Genomic DNA, 14944 nt, shown 5'->3' with positions numbered 1-14944 from the left:
CCATGCGATGCAAGCTCGCCATCCTATAGCAGCCCGGTTCAATAGGCGATGAACAAGCCGGTCATTGCAAGGGCCGTCGCCGCCGGCCCATCTTGCCCAAGGATGGGCTGTGCCCAAGCCGCGGCGACTCACGGCGGCGTCAGGCGAAAATCCTGGCCTTCCGGCAGGAGCTGGCCGCCATCGACGACGATTGTCGTGCCGGTGATATAGCTGGCGTCGTCCGAGGCCAGGAATAGGAAGGCATTCGCGACGTCGCGCGGCGTGCCGAGGCGCCCGAGCGGCACGGCGTCCTCCATGCTCTTGATGAAGGCGGCGGCGCGGTGCAGCCGCATGCCTTCCGTCAGAATGTTGCCGGGCTCGACGCCGTTGACGGTGATGCCATAGCCGGAAAACTCCAGGGCCGCGGAACGGATGAAGCCGTTGATGCCGGCCTTGCTCGCCGAATAATGGCCATGACCGGGGCTGCTTACCTGCGGGCCGGTTATGGAGGAGGTGAAGAGCATGCGGCCGCTCCGCTGCGCCTTCATCGGCGTCAGAGCGGCGCGGGCGGCATTGAAGGTGCCGCGCAGATTGACCGCCATGACGCGGTCCCAGTCCTCGGGGCTGGTGTTTTCGATGAGCTGCCAGGGATAGATGCCGGCGTTCTGGACGACGATGTCAAGGCGGCCATGGCGGTTCAGTGCCAAAGCCACGACAGCTTCGGCGTCGGCCATCTTCGAGATGTCGGTATGGATAAAGGCGGCACCCAGCTCATCGGCGCTCGCCTGGCCGGCCTCCGCTTCGCTGTCGGCAAGCACCAGCCTTGCGCCTTCCTCGGCAAAGCGCTGGGCTATGCCCTTGCCGATGCCGCGCGCGGCGCCGATGATCGCCGCCACCTTGCCTTCGATACGTCCGGTCATGCGAGCCGTCCTGTCATGCGAGTTTTTGACGAATCGTTTGCTTGAAAGCGTCGAGCAGCACGGCCGCCAGTACCAGCAGGCCGTGGATGACCTGGGTGAAATTGGCCGGCAGGCCCATGAGGTTGATTGCCGTGTTGATGGCCGACAGAAGCAGCACGCCGGCGTAAACACCGGGCAGCGTGCCGACACCGCCCTTCAGGCTGACGCCGCCGATGACGACGGCGGCGAAGGCGTTGAACAGGAGGCCGACGCCCAGATTGGCGGTGGCGCCGGAGGTGCGGATGGCAAGCAGCCAGCCGGCAAGGCCGGCAATCGCACCGGCCAGCACGAAGGCGATAATCAGGTTGCGGTTGACGCGGATGCCGGCGCGGAAAGTCGCGGTCTCATTGCCGCCGATCATCACCAGATGGCGGCCGAACGGCGTCTTGGCCAGAATCAGCGAGAAGACCACGAAGCAGGCGACGGCAATCCAGGCGGTGAGCGGCAGGCCGGCGAGCCGCTGGATGCCGAACCAGCGGATGGCAGGCGCCAGGTCCTGCGCCGAGCGTCCACCGGAGATGACCAGCACAAGGCCGCGCACCCAGATGTAGGAGGCCAGCGTGATGATGAAGGCGCTCATTTGCAGCCTGACGATGAGGAAACCGTTGATGACGCCGATGATGGCGCCCACCGCCAGCGCGATGGCGAGCGAGACCGGCACCATCAGCCAGTCCGGATACAGCTGCAGGCCGAGGCCGATGCCGGACGAGCAGAACATGATGCCGACCGCCATGGCGCTGAGCGCCGCGACCGATTCGACCGACAAGTCCATGTGGCCGGCAATGATGACCAGCGCCAGGCCGATCGATATGACGCCGAGCACGCTGGACGCCTCGACGATGTTGGCGAAGATGCCGAGCTGGAAGAAATTCGGAATGAAGATCGAGAACACCGCCAGCACAAAGACCAGCATGAACCAGACGAGATTGTCGAGCACGAGCTCGAGACTATGGCGGGTGCGTGGGCTCATCGGCCGATCCGGTTAGCGTCGGGTTTGAATGCGCGGCCGCCGCGGGGCGGGCTGGGAGGCCCCGGGCCGCGTGCGGCCCGGGGCTCTGCTGGGAAGCCTATTCGACGGACTTGACGGTTTCCGTCGGCGGCTTCTGATTGCCCCAGAAGGCGGGGTTGTCGACATTCGCCTTGGTGATCGCAGCACCCGGGATCTTGATGTTGGGACCCCAGGCTTCCTTGGTCACCACCGACTTCAGGCCGAGCACGTCATAGTCGCCGGGCTTGATCTCCTGCTTATTGGCGACCTTGTCCATGAACATGGCGACAGCGGCGGCCTGTGCGTAAAGCGGCTGCTCGACCTCGACGTTCAGCCAGCCCTTGCGGATCAGGTCGAGGCCGACAGGCGCGCCGTTCGAGCTCATCAGCATGACATCGCCCGGCTTCTTGCCGGCGGCTTCAAGCGAAGCAACCGCGGCGACCGACAGGTGGGCGGCATGGCTGAAGATCAGGTCGATGTCGGGATTGGCCAGCATCTGGTCGGCGACGATCGTGCCGGCGTTGCTCGCTTCCCACTGCATGGCCGGTAGCGAGATGATCTTGACGTCCGGAAACGCCTTCATCTTTTCCTCAAAACCCTTCTGGATATCGAGGGTATAAGGGTCGCCGGGATCGCCGAGCACCTGCAGGATCTTGCCTTTGACTGCGCCATTCTTGGCCTTCAGCAGCGCTTCGGCCTGGTCGGCCGCGATGTGGCCGATCTCGACCGTGCCGGCGACGGAGGTGAAGTCGGACGGTGTCGCAGTGATCTGGCGGTCGAACTCGACCACCGGGATTCCGGCGGCCCGCGCGGCCTCCACCGACGGCTTCAGTGCGTTGAAGTCGACAGCGGCGAGGATGATCGCCTTCGGCTTCAGGGCAATCACGTCATTCATCTGCGATTGCTGAGCGTCGGTCTTGTTGTCGGCGTTCAGCGTCTTCATCTCGTAGCCGACCTGCTTCAGGAATAGTTCCAGCGCGCTTACCGAGCCGGTCTGGAATTCGTCGAGCAGTGTCGGCACCAGGTAATAGACGGTACCCTTGGACTGGGCGAATGCCGGCGTGAGCGTGGCAACGGCCAGTGCCAGGATACCGAAGACAGAAAGTAGCATTCGCTTCATGTCATTCGCTCCTCTTCTCGCCGGACCCCTCATTGTTTCTCAGCGCGCCGGTCCGGCACCGGCGAGCGTCTCCCCGGTGATCATGTTGATCACCGCATCGGGACTTGTCTTGTTGCGGGCAACGTCGCCGGCCACGACGCCGTGGCGGATCACAACGATCCGGTCGGCGACCTGGAAGGCCTGCTGCATGATGTGGGTGATGATGACGACGCCGATGCCCTGGCTCGCCACCTGGCGGATCATGTCGAGGCCGCGGCGGGTCTGTTCGACGCCGAGCGCGGCGAAGGGTTCGTCGAGCAGCACCAGCTTGCCGCCCCAATGGACGAAGCGGTTGAGCTCGATCGCCTGCCGCTGGCCGCCCGAAAGATGCTCGACCTTGGTACGCAGCGAGGGAATACGTGTGCCGGCATTGGCCAGCGCCTTGCCGACCACTGCTTCCATGGCGCGCTCGTCGAGCACCGGAACGCCCAGCACCTTGCGCGTGATCTCGCGTCCCATGAAGAAATTGGCCACCACATCGACATTGGTGCAGAGCGAAAGGTCCTGGTAGACGGTCTCGATGCCGGCGGCCTTGGCCTCGGCCGGAGACCTGGCGAGGAATTCCTTGCCTTCAAACAGCATGCGGCCCGAGGTCGGTTCGAGCCCGCCGGCGATGATCTTGACCAGCGTCGACTTGCCGGCACCGTTGTCGCCTAGCAGCGCCACGACCTCGCCGCGTCCGATCGAAAAGCTGATGCCGCGCAGCGCCTGGATGGCGCCGTAGTTCTTGGTGACATTGTCGAGGACCAGCAGGGGTTCGCTCATGGCGCGACGTCTCCGCCTCTCAGAAGGTCGCCATCGCGCAGCCGCTTGGCGGTGAAGATCTGGCCGAAGCGCGGGGAAAGCACGCCCGAAACGGCAAGCGCCGCCGCTCCTCGCAGCACCGCATGCTGGCCGCCTTCTGCCACCAGGATGCGCGGCGTGGTGCGATCCTTGCGCGCCGAGACCGAATTCAGCAGCGGATGCCCCGATGTCGCCAGCCGTTTGAGCAGGGCAGGCGAGGCCAGTCCGCCGAGGACGATCGTTTCAGGATCGAAGAGGTTCTCGATGATAGCGATTGCGTTGCGGAAAACGGGCGCGACCGCGGCCACCCAGCCAGCGTCATCGCCGCTCCAGCGGCTTCGCGCGTCCAGCGAAATGTAGCGTTCGAGGCAGCCGCGATTGCCGCAGGGGCATGGTTCACCATCCGGAACGACCGGGATGTGGCCGATCTCGCCGGCATTGCCCCAGGCGCCGCGCAACGCGCTGCCGTCATGCAGCATGGCGCCGCCGAGCCCGACGCCGAAATAGAGATAGTAATATTCGGAATGCTTTGCGCCGAGACCGTAGAGGCGTTCGCCCACGGCGGCGGCAGCCATATCGTTTTCGAAGAAGGCCGGCAGGCCAGTGGCTGCTGTTAGCCGCTCGCGCAGCGGAACATCCTGCCAGCCGGCCATGGTGGTCGGGCCGACGAAGCTCATGGGTTCAACACCGAACGGGCCCGGAAGCGCCATGCCGATACCGATGACGCGGCCGCCCGGGCGGCGCCCGGTCATCTCGGCGACCATGGCGCCGATTGCTTCGAATGCGTCGTCGGGAGCGGCGTTTGGCGCCTCTCCGTGCGCGCTCTCGACGACGTCGCCGCTGAGATTGATCAGCGCCGCGTCGATGCCGAGCGGGGTGAGGTGGATGCCGACGGCATAACCGCCTTCCGGGTTGATGCGCAGCGTCGCCGGCGGCAGGCCACGGCCCTTCGGCTCCTCGCGAACCGACAGGATGTAACCTTGCGCCTCCAGTTCGCGAACGATGGTCGAAACGGTCTGGACGGTCAGTCCGACATGGCGGGCGATATCGCCGCGAGCAATGGGGCCGAAGCGGCGGATGGATTCGAGCACGATGCGCCGGTTGTACGGCCGCCCGAATTCCTGATTGGTCCCCCGCAACGCCATGCCTTGCGCTCCCACTTGTGGGCAAGACTTGCAGAGAAGATTTATTCAGTCAAATGGAATTCAAAAATATCTCTTGTTGCAGCGCAACAGGAGCCCGCTGCGATCGCCTTTTCGGAGCGGGAACCTCAAATTCGAAGCCAAAGGGCAGCTGGAGCGGCTCGGCGTTTCAGAATGTCGCGGAATCGCTATAAGGCTTCGTTTTCGTACAGTTTTGGAAGGTCGCCACGCACTTCCCTGGCGTTGCCCTAATAGCGGATAGCCCGCCGCTCGATCAGCACGACGATACAGAACAGCGCGATCGACAGCGACGATGATAGTACGATCGCCGCATAAAGCCGGTCGGACTGGTAGTTGAAGGTCGCCTGGATGATCAGCGCACCGAGGCCCTTGTCCGAGCCGATCCACTCGCCGACGATGGCGCCGATCACGGCGGTGGCCGACGCGATCCTGAGTGAGGAGAACAGCATCGGCAGGGCGCGCGGCAGGCGAAGGCTCCAAAAAATCTCCGAGCGTGTCGCCGACAGAACCCGGAACAGCTCGTGCTCGTTGTCGCTGGCCGAATCGAGGCCGCGGATCATGTTCACCAGCGTCGGGAAAAAACAGATCACCGCGGCAATGACGATTTTCGGCGTCATGCCGAGGCCGAAGATCAGGATGATGATCGGCGACAGCGCCAGGATGGGGATAGTGTTGAAGAACAGCACGATCGGGAAATAGGCCGCTTGCAGGACGCGGCTGTGCACGAAGAGGACGGCAAGCAGCACGGCAGCCAGATTGCCGATGACGAAGCCGGCGAGTGCCTCGATCAGCGTTGGCCGCAGATTGTCGATGAGGAGCGAAAAGTTCTTCTGGAAGACGCCGAGGATCGCTGTCAGCGTCGGCACGATATAGGCCGGCACCCCGAGCAGCGGCAGGAGGTATTGCCAGGCAAGCAGGATCGATGCCGCACCCAGGACGGGAAGCGCGATCGTCATCTGCGGGGAAAGCGGCGCCTGTCTCATGATGCGCGCTCCAGCGCCACGCGCAGATCGGCCATGGCGGCGACGATCGCCGGATCCTCGCGCTTGCAGCGGTTGCCTTCCTGCTTGAACGGCCGCATGTCAAGGTCCTTGACAACGCGCCCCGGATTGGCGGCGAGCACGATGACGCGTTCGCCGAGATAGGCCGCCTCGGCGATCGAGTGGGTGACGAAAAGGATGGTCGTGCCGCTGCGCCGCCATAGCGCCAATAGCTCGTCGTTCAACCGGTCGCGCGTGATCTCGTCCAGCGCGCCGAAGGGTTCATCCATCAGAAGCAGTTTCGGTTCGCCGAGCAGGGCGCGCGCGATCGCGACGCGCTGGCGCTGGCCGCCGGAGAGCTGATGCGGCAGGCGCTCGCCGAGGCCGCCGAGACCCATGAGCTCCAGCAGTTCCGCGCTGCGGTCCTCGATCTTGCGGGTCAGGCTGCCCTGGCCGACGCCGAGCGGCAGGCGCACATTGTCGCGCACCGTGCGCCAGGGCAGCAGGGTAGAATCCTGGAAGACGAACCCGACATCGCGGCGCGAACGCACCGCATGCGGCGTTTCGCCAAGCACGCTGATCGTGCCGCCGAGCGGATCGAGCAGGTCGGCCACCACCCTGAGCAAGGTCGACTTGCCGCAACCGGACGGCCCCAGGATCGACAGGAAAGAACCGGCTGCGACCGTCAAGTCGAGGCCGGCGAGCACTTTGATGGCCGTCTGCCGGCCGCCATAGCCGACATCCAGCTGTCGCGCTTCGATCGCGTTCTGCATTAGATCATCACAACGTTTGATTGAATCGTCATGCGGATCTAACCCTTTGACGGAGCATGATCTTTCCAAAAACCGGTTCCCACTTTTTGGGATCATGCTTTAGGCCGCGGGCGCGTCGAGCTTGGGCCGGTCCGCGGCAGAAAGCTCCAGGATCTTGGTGGTGTAGACATCCTTGGCGGCCGGGCGTCCGTTCGGATATTGGCCGACCTTGTCGAGCAGCGCCAATTGCTCCTCGATCGAGGCCGGATCGAACGTGCCCCAGCCATCCTTGGCGGTGGCGGCGTCGAAGGAGAGCTTCAACACCAGGTTGACGGTCTTTTCCTCCCAGCCGAGGTCCATTTCCGGATAGGCGGCGACCATCTTCTTGACCGCTTCCTGCGGGTTGGCGTGCACACAGCCCCAGCCCTTGCCCACGGCGCCGATGAACTTCGCCAGAGTCTCAGGGTCCTTTTCGATCGCTGCGTCGGTGGCGAAATAGACGTCGGCATAGGAGCTCAGCCCGAGGTCGCGCACCAGAAGATCGATGCGGTCGTCGCCGACGACGCTGAGCGCTTGGGTGTTGGTGATCCAGCCGCCGATCGCGTCGACATCGCCGCGCACCAGGGGCGCCTTGTCGAAGCCGACATTGACGATGGTCACCTCCGACGGATCGATGCCGTTCTTGGCCAGGATCTCGTCGATGACGAACCGCGCCGTCGGCTGGATGCCGATCTTCTTGCCCTTGAGGTCGGCCACGCCGCGGATCGGCTTGGCCGGTTTCGAGGTCAGCGCGTAGGGCCCGGTGCGGAAGCCGCAGGCGATGATCTTGACCGGCACGCCGCTGGCGCGGGCTGAATAAAGCTGTGGGGTTTCCGAGAACTGGCCAAGCTGCGCGGCCCCCGAAATGACCGGCGGCACGGTCGACGCATTCGGGCCGCCGGGGCTGAACTCGACCTCCAGTCCGGCATCCTTGAAATAGCCGTTGGCGACGGCCGCGATGTCGCCGATCTGGCCGTTGGACATCAGCCAGTCATATTGGATGACGACCTTGCCGGCGGCCTTAGCGCCCGGCGTCAGCACCAGCTGCATGCCGGCAGACGCGGCCGCGACGGCCGCAATGCCGCCCTTGACGAAAGCGCGGCGGTTCAATTCGTAGTCTCGGTTCCCACTCATTTTTCGCTCCTGTTGCAGACTTTCTCGTCTCTTCTTTTCAAGCGCCGCTCCCTTCGGCGGGGCGTCGTCTACGGCTGTTCGTCGTGGTAGTCGCCGGGGCCGCCGTCGAGCCAGGCGTAAAGTTCCCAGAGCGTGTCGTCCGGGTCGGTGAAATAGGCGCAGCGCGCGTTCCAGACGTAGTTTTCGGGCGGGCCATAGAAGGGCACGCCCTTGGCGCTGAGATCGGCATGCATGCGGTCGATGTCGGCGGGCGTGTCGAGTTGCACGGCGACGCAGACCTTATGCGCGTGGCGCGGCGATCTCAGCTTGGACACACCGGTGTGCCGATTGATGTGGTCGAGCTCCCAAGCGGCGAGCGTGACGCCTTCGCCATGGAAATCGGCAAACCCTTCGGCGCGGCGGCGCAGGCGGAAGCCGAGTTTTTCAACGTAGAAGTCGACCGTCCTTTCGATATTTTCGACCAGCAGGCAGACATCGGAGATGCGGGTGATGCTTGCTGGCATGGCTATTTCGCTCCGTTAGCTTTCGAGAGCGGTAGCTTGACGCCGACGCGGTTGGCGGCGCCGACGATGTGCGCGCGCATCGCCGCTTCCGCCGCAGCCGGGTCGCCCGCCACCAGCGCCTCATAAATGCGCACATGCTCGCCGACATTGATCTCGACCAGGTCGTGCAGCGGGTTGGTCATGCGGGCGTAATGGATCGAGTGGCGGATCTGCTCGCAGACGAAGGAAATGAAGGTGTGGATGTAGCTGTTGCCGGTGGCGCGTGCGATCTCGCGATGGAAGAGCAGGTCGGCGTCGATGCTGCCTTCCTCCCAGCGCTCCTCGCCGCCCATGCGGTCGAGCGCCGCCTTGATCGAATCGAGATGTTCCTGGTTGCGGCGCGCCGCTGCGAGGGCCGCCGATTCGGCCTCGAGGATGCACCGCAGCTCGAACAGCCGCTCCATATTGTGCGTGTCCTTGAGCGCCTCGCGGTCGATGCGGATCGCGGCCCGCTGCTCGGGCGCCAGCACGAAGGCGCCGATGCCTTGCCGCGCCTCGATCATGCCGTCGGCACGAAGCTGGGCGATCGCCTCGCGCACGACATTGCGGCTGACGCCGAATTTTTCCGACAGCTCCTGCTCGGTCGGCAGGCGTGCCCCGGGGTTCAGCTCGCCGGATTCGATCTCGCGGCTGAGGAAAGCGGCGACACGGTGCGGCAGCGTCTCGACAGTGCCGATGGCGGCCAGTCTCTGCTTCATGGAAAGATCTCCGTTGCGGGCAGCAGGCAGCCGGGATTCATCAGGCCCTTGGGGTCGAGGGCGTTCTTCAGCGCCGCGGCCATGCGGCGATGCGTCGGCGAAAGCCCGGCCCAGAATTCCTTGCGCCGGCTGCGGCCTATGCCGTGCTCCGCGCTGATCGAGCCGCCGAGACCGACGGCGATGTCATAGAGCCCGGTGACAACCTCAGCACCACGCGCACGAGCCTCGTGCTCGGCAAGTGCGGGCGGCGGCAGCACGTTGAAATGAATGTTGCCGTCGCCGGCATGGCCGTAGGCGAGGGGAATCCAGCCGGGATGATCGTTCGCGACAAAGCGGCGGGCCTGCTCGATCAGGACAGGGATATCGGAAATCCTCACCGACAGGTCAGTGCGCACATGATAGCCGCGCTTTGCCTGGCCTTCGACCAGGCCCTCGCGGATCGCCCAAAAACTCCTGGCCTGCGTGGTGCTCACGGCGAGGACCGCGTCGGTCACCAGGCCATGTTCCATGGCATCGCCGAGGAAGCCGGCAAGCAATCCGTTGAGATCGATGGCGGGGCCGGAGGACAGTTCGATGAGGACCTGGACGGGCGCCGAGACCGGCGCTCTCATTCCAGGGTCGATCAGCCGGGCAAGCTCTATGCATTCCGAGCCGATGATCTCGAAAGCGGAGATCAGGTCCGAACAGTCGCGGCGCGCCCGGTTGAAGAGCGCGACAGCCGCCTCGAACGAAGCCAGGCCGAGATAGGCGGTCTCCGTCTTGGCCGGTTTCGGAAACAGCTTGACCTCGACACCCGTGATGATACCCAGCGTGCCTTCCGAGCCGATGAAAAACTGCTTCAGGTCATAGCCGCTGTTGTTCTTGCGCAGGCCGGAGAAGCCGTTCCAGAGGTCGCCGTCCGCCAGCACCACTTCGAGGCCAAGGATCAGGTCGCGAGCCATGCCGTAGCGCAGCACGTTGACGCCGCCGGCGTTGGTGGCCGCATTGCCGCCGATCTGGCAGCTGCCTTGCGCGCCGAGCGCCAGCGGGAACAAGCAATCCCGCGCTTCGCACGCGTCCTTGATCGTTTGCAGCACGCAGCCGGCATCGGCCCGCAGCGTGAAATTGTCCGTATCGATCTGCCGGACGGCGTTCAGCCGCTCCAGGCTGACGACAACCAAGTCGCTGCCTTTGCTGTCGATCGCGCCTGATACCAGCCCGGTGTTGCCGCCTTGCGGGATAACGCCGAGCCCAAGCTCGCTGCAAAGCCGCATCACGGCCTGAACCTCGGCAACCGAGGCTGGCCGCAGCACGGCGAGAGCCCCGCCGCGATAATCGCCTGCCCAGTCGCCCAGGTATTTCGCCATGCCGGCCGGGTCGAGGGCGATGCCCTTTTCTCCGACGGCGCTTTCCATGGCGCCGAGGATTTCCGGTGAAAAGCGTTGCAGCGTCATGAGCGTTTGCGACTGGATATCGGGTGATGCATATCATCCTACAACTTGGCTCGAGTCAATCGTCCTTCCTGTTCGGCGACCACGTCACGGGCTTGTTCAAGAGGGGAGTTGACCATGCCCGTGCGAAGGCTGTGTCGGTCGGGCTAGGCCCTGCCTATGCGTCGTCCTGGCCGATTGCCGGCCGCCAAAACCACCGCGATGGTGCACAGCGGGGGGAAGCCGTTGGCTCGTCCTTCGACCAGATCGGTCCGTTGAGGAGAAAAGATGATTGAACTGCCTTTTGTCCGTGAAGAATACCAGCAGCGGCTCGGAAAAATCCGCGCCCAGATGGCCAAGCGCGGCATCGAACTCCTGATCGTCAACGACGTCGCCAACCAGCATTACATCACCGGTTATGACGGCTGGTCGTTCTACACGCCACAGGTGGTGCTTGTTCCGATCGAGGACGCCGAGCCTGTCTGGATCGGCCGCGCCATGGATGCGGCCGGCGGCTTGCTGACGGCCTGGATGGAGCCGCAAAACGTGGTCGGCTTTCCCGAGGACCATGTTCAGCGCGCCGACCGTCACCCCATGGACTGGATCGCGGCCTGGATCGTCGCCAAGGGCTGGGGCAATCGCCATATCGGAATCGAGCTGGAAGCCTACTACTTCTCGCCGAAGGCCCATGCGCGGCTCGTCGCCGGGCTGCCCAACGCGAAATGGCACGATGCCGACCTGCTCGTGAACTGGATCCGCGCAGTAAAATCGGCGCCTGAAATCGCCTATCTGCGCAAGGCATCGCAACTGGCCGAAGCGGCGGTGGCGCGGGCCTACGAAGTCATCGCGCCGGGTGTGCGCGAATGCGACGCGATTGCTTCGATCCAGGCGGCGCAGATCGCCGGCAGCCCGGATTTCGCCGGCGACATCACGGCGCTGCCACCGACGATCCTTGGCGGCGAAAATGCCTCGGCGCCGCACATCATGTGGAGCGACAGGCGGTTCGGGAAGGAGGAAACGATCGCGCTCGAGCTGGCCGGCGTTTGCCGCCGCTACGCCGCCGGGCTCGCCAGGACGGTGCAACTCGGCAAGACGCCGACCCGCGTCGCGGACACGGCAAAGGCGGTGATCGAAGGCATGGATGCTGTGCTCGACACCCTGCGGCCGGGCACGACCGCGGAGGCAGTCGAAGCCGCCTGGCGCAAGGTCATAGAGCGTCACGGGCTGAAAAAGGAATCGCGCATCGGCTATTCCATCGGCGTTGCCTATCCGCCGGATTGGGGCGAGCACACGATCAGCCTGCGGCCTGGCGACAAGACGGTGCTCCAACCCGGCAATGTCGTTCATTCCATCCTGGGCATGTGGATGGACGGTTGGGGTATCGAGGTCAGCGAGACCATCCTGGTGACCGAGAGCGGCAACGAGACGCTGACGAAGTTCCCGCGGGACATCCATGTCAAAGCCTGACCGGCCGTCTTCTGCAACCGACACCGCTCCCGACATCGACGCCGGGATTCTCGATCGGATGATCGAGATCCGTCGCCATCTGCACCGCCATCCCGAGCTTTCGAACCGGGAATCAGGCACGCAGCGTTATTTGCGCGAGATGCTGGCCGGGCAGGGGATTGCGGATATCCGCGACGTCGCCGGCTACGGGCTTGCGGTCGATATCGTCGGCACCGGCCGGCCTTCAAACCGCAAGCTGGTCATCCGCGCCGACATAGACGCCTTGCCGATCGAGGAGGAGTCCGGTGTCGATTTTGCCTCGGAAAATCGGGGTGTGATGCATGCCTGCGGCCACGATGCCCATGCCGCGATGGGCTTCGCGGTGGCCGCGCATCTGCACCGCGCGCGCGACAGTTTCGGCGGAACCGTCCGCCTCATCTTCCAGCCGGCCGAAGAGGACGAGCCGTCGGGCGGCCGGCGTGTGGTGGAGGAGGGGCTTCTCGACGATATCGATGCCGCGATTTGCGTCCATGTCGATCCCTATACGCCATCCGGCAAGGTCGCGGTCGGCTCCGGTCCCTACACTTTGGCTTGCGATACGTTCGATGTGATGGTCACCGGTTCGGCCGCGCATGCGGCAAAACCCTATGAGGGTATCGATGCGCTGACTGTCGCCTGCTCCATGGTGAGCGAGCTGCAGAAGATCGTCTCGCGCGAGACCGACCCTTACGATCCGCTGGTCATCTCGGTGACCGCCATCAACGGGGGCAATGTCTACAACGTGACCGCCGGCAAGGTCGCTTTCAAAGGCACCATACGCAGCGGCAGCGACAGCACCCGTGAGCGCGCCTGGCGCCGGCTTCGCGAAGTGCTTGAAGGGATAGCGGCAAGCCACGGCGCAAGCGTAAAGACCGACATCCACCGGGGCGAACCTGGCGTCGTCAACGATGCCGGGATGACGGCCCTGATCAGGGCCTCCGCCAAGGCCAGCATCGGCGCGGACAATGTGCTCAACATGCCCGGATGGAGCATTGCCGACGACTTCGGCTACTACAGCGAGAAACGCCCGTCGGTCTATTTCCGGCTCGGCATCCGCAACGAGGAGGTCGGATCGGTCTACCCGCTTCACCACGCCAGGTTTCGCGTCGACGAGGCCGCGTTGAAGAACGGCGTCCTTACTTTGGTTTCGGCGGCAACGATGTACCTAGCCGGGCAGGAGAATCCCGGTGCTTAAAGCGCGTCGCGATTTTTCAGATTCGCTCCATGCGCATTAGGTTTTTGATTTTACGCATGTCTTTATCCCGAAACCGGTTCCCACTTTCGGGAGACATGCTTTAGCGAATTCGCAGGCGCCGATTCAGCCGGTCAAAGATATTGCGCGACCTTCTTGCCGACGGTCAGGAAGCGCAGCGGGTCGATTGCCTCGCCGTTGTGGCGCACCTCGTAGTGCAGGTGCGGGCCCGTCGAGCGGCCGCTGCTGCCGGTCTTGCCGATGACGTCGCCGGCGGCGAGCTTCTGGCCGACGGCGACGTCGATCTCGCTCAGATGTCCGTAGCGTGTGGCAAAGCCGTTGCCATGGTCGACCTCGACCATGCGGCCGTAGCCGCCGGCCCAGCCGGCCCTTCTGACGATGCCGGCGGCCGTGACCTTGGCCGGCATGCCGATCGGCGCCCTGAAATCCATTCCCGTGTGCAGGGCGGCGCTGCCAAGGATGGGGTCGGTGCGCACGCCGAACGGGCTGGTTACCGTATGGCCAGGGGCGGGGTTGGCGAGCGGCAGTTTCCGCGCCTCCTTCTTGACCTGGTCGAGCGCATCAAGCGCTTCGTCCAACTCCTTGACCTTGCTGTCGAAAGCCATCGAGGGATCAAGCGGGACCAGCGGACCGCCGACATCGCTCTTGTCGAACTCGCTGTCGACCGGCAGGCCCGCCGCTTCGAGCGCCTGGGCGATGGCATCGGCATTCTTGTAGGCGTTGTCGGCAAGCGTGGTGATGCGTGAAAGCTGCTGGCTCTCGATGGCTTTCAGCGACGCGTTGATCGAGACGAACAGCTTGTCCGCACGATCGGCGGCGGTTTCGCCCTCAAACGGATCGGACCTGGTCGACCAGAGCGAGAACGGCCTGGTGTCGCCGGCGCTCAAGGACGCGACGGAGTAGGTCGGCGCCTGCGAGAGGCTGCCAGTGACTTCCGCGTGCTCGTCGGGCTTGGGCGCCACAGCGCCTGCCGCGTCGCCAACCTCGTTCTCGGCACGCTCGAGGATCGGGCCGAGCCGCCCGTGGCGCTCGCTGAGCTGGGTTTGCCTGGCCAGCAGCTCGCTGACCTTGGTTTCCATCAGCTGCTGGTCGAGAAGCTGGCGGCTGGTGATGCGGTCGACTTGAGCGCGAAGGGCTGAGATGCGGTCCTCATAGGCCTGCTGCATCCGTGCCTGCCTGGCCGTCGTGGCGCCGATCAGGTCGTCGCGCAGCACCAGATAGGACGTCGCGAGCAGATAGCCGATGGCGATCGCCGCCAAGGCCGAACCGATGAAGGCGGCGAACCAGGGACGGATGGTGAAATGCCTTATCTCATTGCCCCGGGCGATGATGACCGTATGCGGTTCCTTGCGCCTGCCGAAGACCGCTGACTGACCGATTTGTTTCACGGGACGGAGCTTTCGTTAGGGGGATCAACGACAAGCTCGATTACACATTATTAGGGTTAACAAAGTTTTGCCGTGTCGACTGCGCCGCGCCGGATGCACGCAGCGCGGGCAAGAGGTTGCGCGAAAATCTCCAGGATGTGGACGCCATGCCGCGAAATCGTTGGCGATGAACACAAATGTTCTGCCAGGAGCAGCCTGTAGCTCGCAGAGCAAGGCTCGGGTTTCTTAACTGTCTTCGATTGCGTTTAATTGACGCTTTTCGAGTAAAGGCGT

Annotated in this window: 14 protein-coding genes; 2 read left to right on the top strand and 12 right to left on the bottom strand. The window is 64.2% G+C overall.

Going from position 1 to position 14944, the window contains the following annotated elements; translation table 11 throughout:
- Positions 1-128: 128 nt before the first annotated feature.
- From ACVMIM_RS22940 to ACVMIM_RS22890, 11 genes are all read right to left on the bottom strand, one after another.
- Positions 129-899, bottom strand: a complete 771-nt coding sequence (locus tag ACVMIM_RS22940) for an SDR family NAD(P)-dependent oxidoreductase (RefSeq protein WP_476114730.1) — start codon at positions 897-899, stop codon at positions 129-131.
- A gap of 13 nt (positions 900-912) precedes the next feature.
- Positions 913-1908, bottom strand: a complete 996-nt coding sequence (locus ACVMIM_RS22935) for an ABC transporter permease (RefSeq protein ID WP_476114729.1) — start codon at positions 1906-1908, stop codon at positions 913-915.
- A gap of 97 nt (positions 1909-2005) precedes the next feature.
- Positions 2006-3046: a sugar ABC transporter substrate-binding protein gene (locus ACVMIM_RS22930; RefSeq protein WP_278048940.1), complete on the bottom strand. Its 1041-nt coding sequence runs from the start codon at positions 3044-3046 to the stop codon at positions 2006-2008.
- A gap of 39 nt (positions 3047-3085) precedes the next feature.
- Positions 3086-3850 (bottom strand): ATP-binding cassette domain-containing protein, encoded by a 765-nt coding sequence (locus tag ACVMIM_RS22925; protein ID WP_278048939.1) that lies wholly within the window; start codon positions 3848-3850, stop codon positions 3086-3088.
- Positions 3847-5013: an ROK family transcriptional regulator gene (locus tag ACVMIM_RS22920; RefSeq protein ID WP_476114728.1), complete on the bottom strand. Its 1167-nt coding sequence runs from the start codon at positions 5011-5013 to the stop codon at positions 3847-3849. Before ACVMIM_RS22920 ends, ACVMIM_RS22925 begins: the two co-directional genes overlap by 4 nt.
- A 245-nt stretch (positions 5014-5258) precedes the next feature.
- Positions 5259-6014, bottom strand: coding sequence for an ABC transporter permease (locus ACVMIM_RS22915; RefSeq protein ID WP_476114726.1), 756 nt, complete (start codon positions 6012-6014; stop codon positions 5259-5261).
- Positions 6011-6784 (bottom strand): ABC transporter ATP-binding protein, encoded by a 774-nt coding sequence (locus tag ACVMIM_RS22910; protein WP_476114725.1) that lies wholly within the window; start codon positions 6782-6784, stop codon positions 6011-6013. The genes ACVMIM_RS22915 and ACVMIM_RS22910 overlap by 4 nt, the downstream gene beginning before the upstream one ends.
- A 99-nt stretch (positions 6785-6883) precedes the next feature.
- Complete coding sequence (locus ACVMIM_RS22905) at positions 6884-7936, bottom strand: ABC transporter substrate-binding protein (protein ID WP_476114724.1); 1053 nt, start codon at positions 7934-7936, stop codon at positions 6884-6886.
- Between the two features lie 68 nt (positions 7937-8004).
- On the bottom strand, positions 8005-8439 hold the full coding sequence (locus tag ACVMIM_RS22900; RefSeq protein WP_476114722.1) for a VOC family protein: 435 nt from the start codon (positions 8437-8439) through the stop codon (positions 8005-8007).
- A 2-nt stretch (positions 8440-8441) separates the two neighbouring features.
- Complete coding sequence (locus ACVMIM_RS22895; protein ID WP_476114721.1) at positions 8442-9176, bottom strand: FadR/GntR family transcriptional regulator; 735 nt, start codon at positions 9174-9176, stop codon at positions 8442-8444.
- Positions 9173-10609 carry an FAD-binding oxidoreductase gene (locus tag ACVMIM_RS22890; protein WP_476114720.1) on the bottom strand — a complete coding sequence of 479 codons (1437 nt, stop codon included), beginning with the start codon at positions 10607-10609 and terminating at the stop codon, positions 9173-9175. Before ACVMIM_RS22890 ends, ACVMIM_RS22895 begins: the two co-directional genes overlap by 4 nt.
- A 264-nt stretch (positions 10610-10873) precedes the next feature.
- Between ACVMIM_RS22890 and ACVMIM_RS22885 the strand changes: the two genes are divergently transcribed.
- Both ACVMIM_RS22885 and ACVMIM_RS22880 read left to right on the top strand, forming a co-directional pair.
- Positions 10874-12052, top strand: coding sequence for a M24 family metallopeptidase (locus tag ACVMIM_RS22885; RefSeq protein ID WP_476114719.1), 1179 nt, complete (start codon positions 10874-10876; stop codon positions 12050-12052).
- Positions 12039-13265, top strand: coding sequence for a M20 metallopeptidase family protein (locus ACVMIM_RS22880; RefSeq protein ID WP_476114718.1), 1227 nt, complete (start codon positions 12039-12041; stop codon positions 13263-13265). Before ACVMIM_RS22885 ends, ACVMIM_RS22880 begins: the two co-directional genes overlap by 14 nt.
- 131 nt (positions 13266-13396) lie before the next feature.
- Here ACVMIM_RS22880 and ACVMIM_RS22875 read toward each other — a convergent pair whose 3' ends face one another.
- Positions 13397-14671 (bottom strand): M23 family metallopeptidase, encoded by a 1275-nt coding sequence (locus ACVMIM_RS22875; protein ID WP_476114717.1) that lies wholly within the window; start codon positions 14669-14671, stop codon positions 13397-13399.
- Positions 14672-14944 lie beyond the last annotated feature (273 nt).

The sequence above is a fragment of the Mesorhizobium sp. USDA 4413 genome (genome assembly GCF_056280365.1).
Note: the sequence above shows the minus strand (reverse complement) of the source record. Positions and strands in the feature narration are given on the sequence as shown.

Coding starts and splice junctions, on each gene's coding strand:
- ACVMIM_RS22940 (WP_476114730.1), bottom strand. CDS start 899: ATGACCGGACGTATCGAAGGCAAGGTGGCGGCGATCATCGGCGCCGCG.
- ACVMIM_RS22935 (WP_476114729.1), bottom strand. CDS start 1,908: ATGAGCCCACGCACCCGCCATAGTCTCGAGCTCGTGCTCGACAATCTC.
- ACVMIM_RS22930 (WP_278048940.1), bottom strand. CDS start 3,046: ATGAAGCGAATGCTACTTTCTGTCTTCGGTATCCTGGCACTGGCCGTT.
- ACVMIM_RS22925 (WP_278048939.1), bottom strand. CDS start 3,850: ATGAGCGAACCCCTGCTGGTCCTCGACAATGTCACCAAGAACTACGGC.
- ACVMIM_RS22920 (WP_476114728.1), bottom strand. CDS start 5,013: ATGGCGTTGCGGGGGACCAATCAGGAATTCGGGCGGCCGTACAACCGG.
- ACVMIM_RS22915 (WP_476114726.1), bottom strand. CDS start 6,014: ATGAGACAGGCGCCGCTTTCCCCGCAGATGACGATCGCGCTTCCCGTC.
- ACVMIM_RS22910 (WP_476114725.1), bottom strand. CDS start 6,784: ATGCAGAACGCGATCGAAGCGCGACAGCTGGATGTCGGCTATGGCGGC.
- ACVMIM_RS22905 (WP_476114724.1), bottom strand. CDS start 7,936: ATGAGTGGGAACCGAGACTACGAATTGAACCGCCGCGCTTTCGTCAAG.
- ACVMIM_RS22900 (WP_476114722.1), bottom strand. CDS start 8,439: ATGCCAGCAAGCATCACCCGCATCTCCGATGTCTGCCTGCTGGTCGAA.
- ACVMIM_RS22895 (WP_476114721.1), bottom strand. CDS start 9,176: ATGAAGCAGAGACTGGCCGCCATCGGCACTGTCGAGACGCTGCCGCAC.
- ACVMIM_RS22890 (WP_476114720.1), bottom strand. CDS start 10,609: ATGACGCTGCAACGCTTTTCACCGGAAATCCTCGGCGCCATGGAAAGC.
- ACVMIM_RS22885 (WP_476114719.1), top strand. CDS start 10,874: ATGATTGAACTGCCTTTTGTCCGTGAAGAATACCAGCAGCGGCTCGGA.
- ACVMIM_RS22880 (WP_476114718.1), top strand. CDS start 12,039: ATGTCAAAGCCTGACCGGCCGTCTTCTGCAACCGACACCGCTCCCGAC.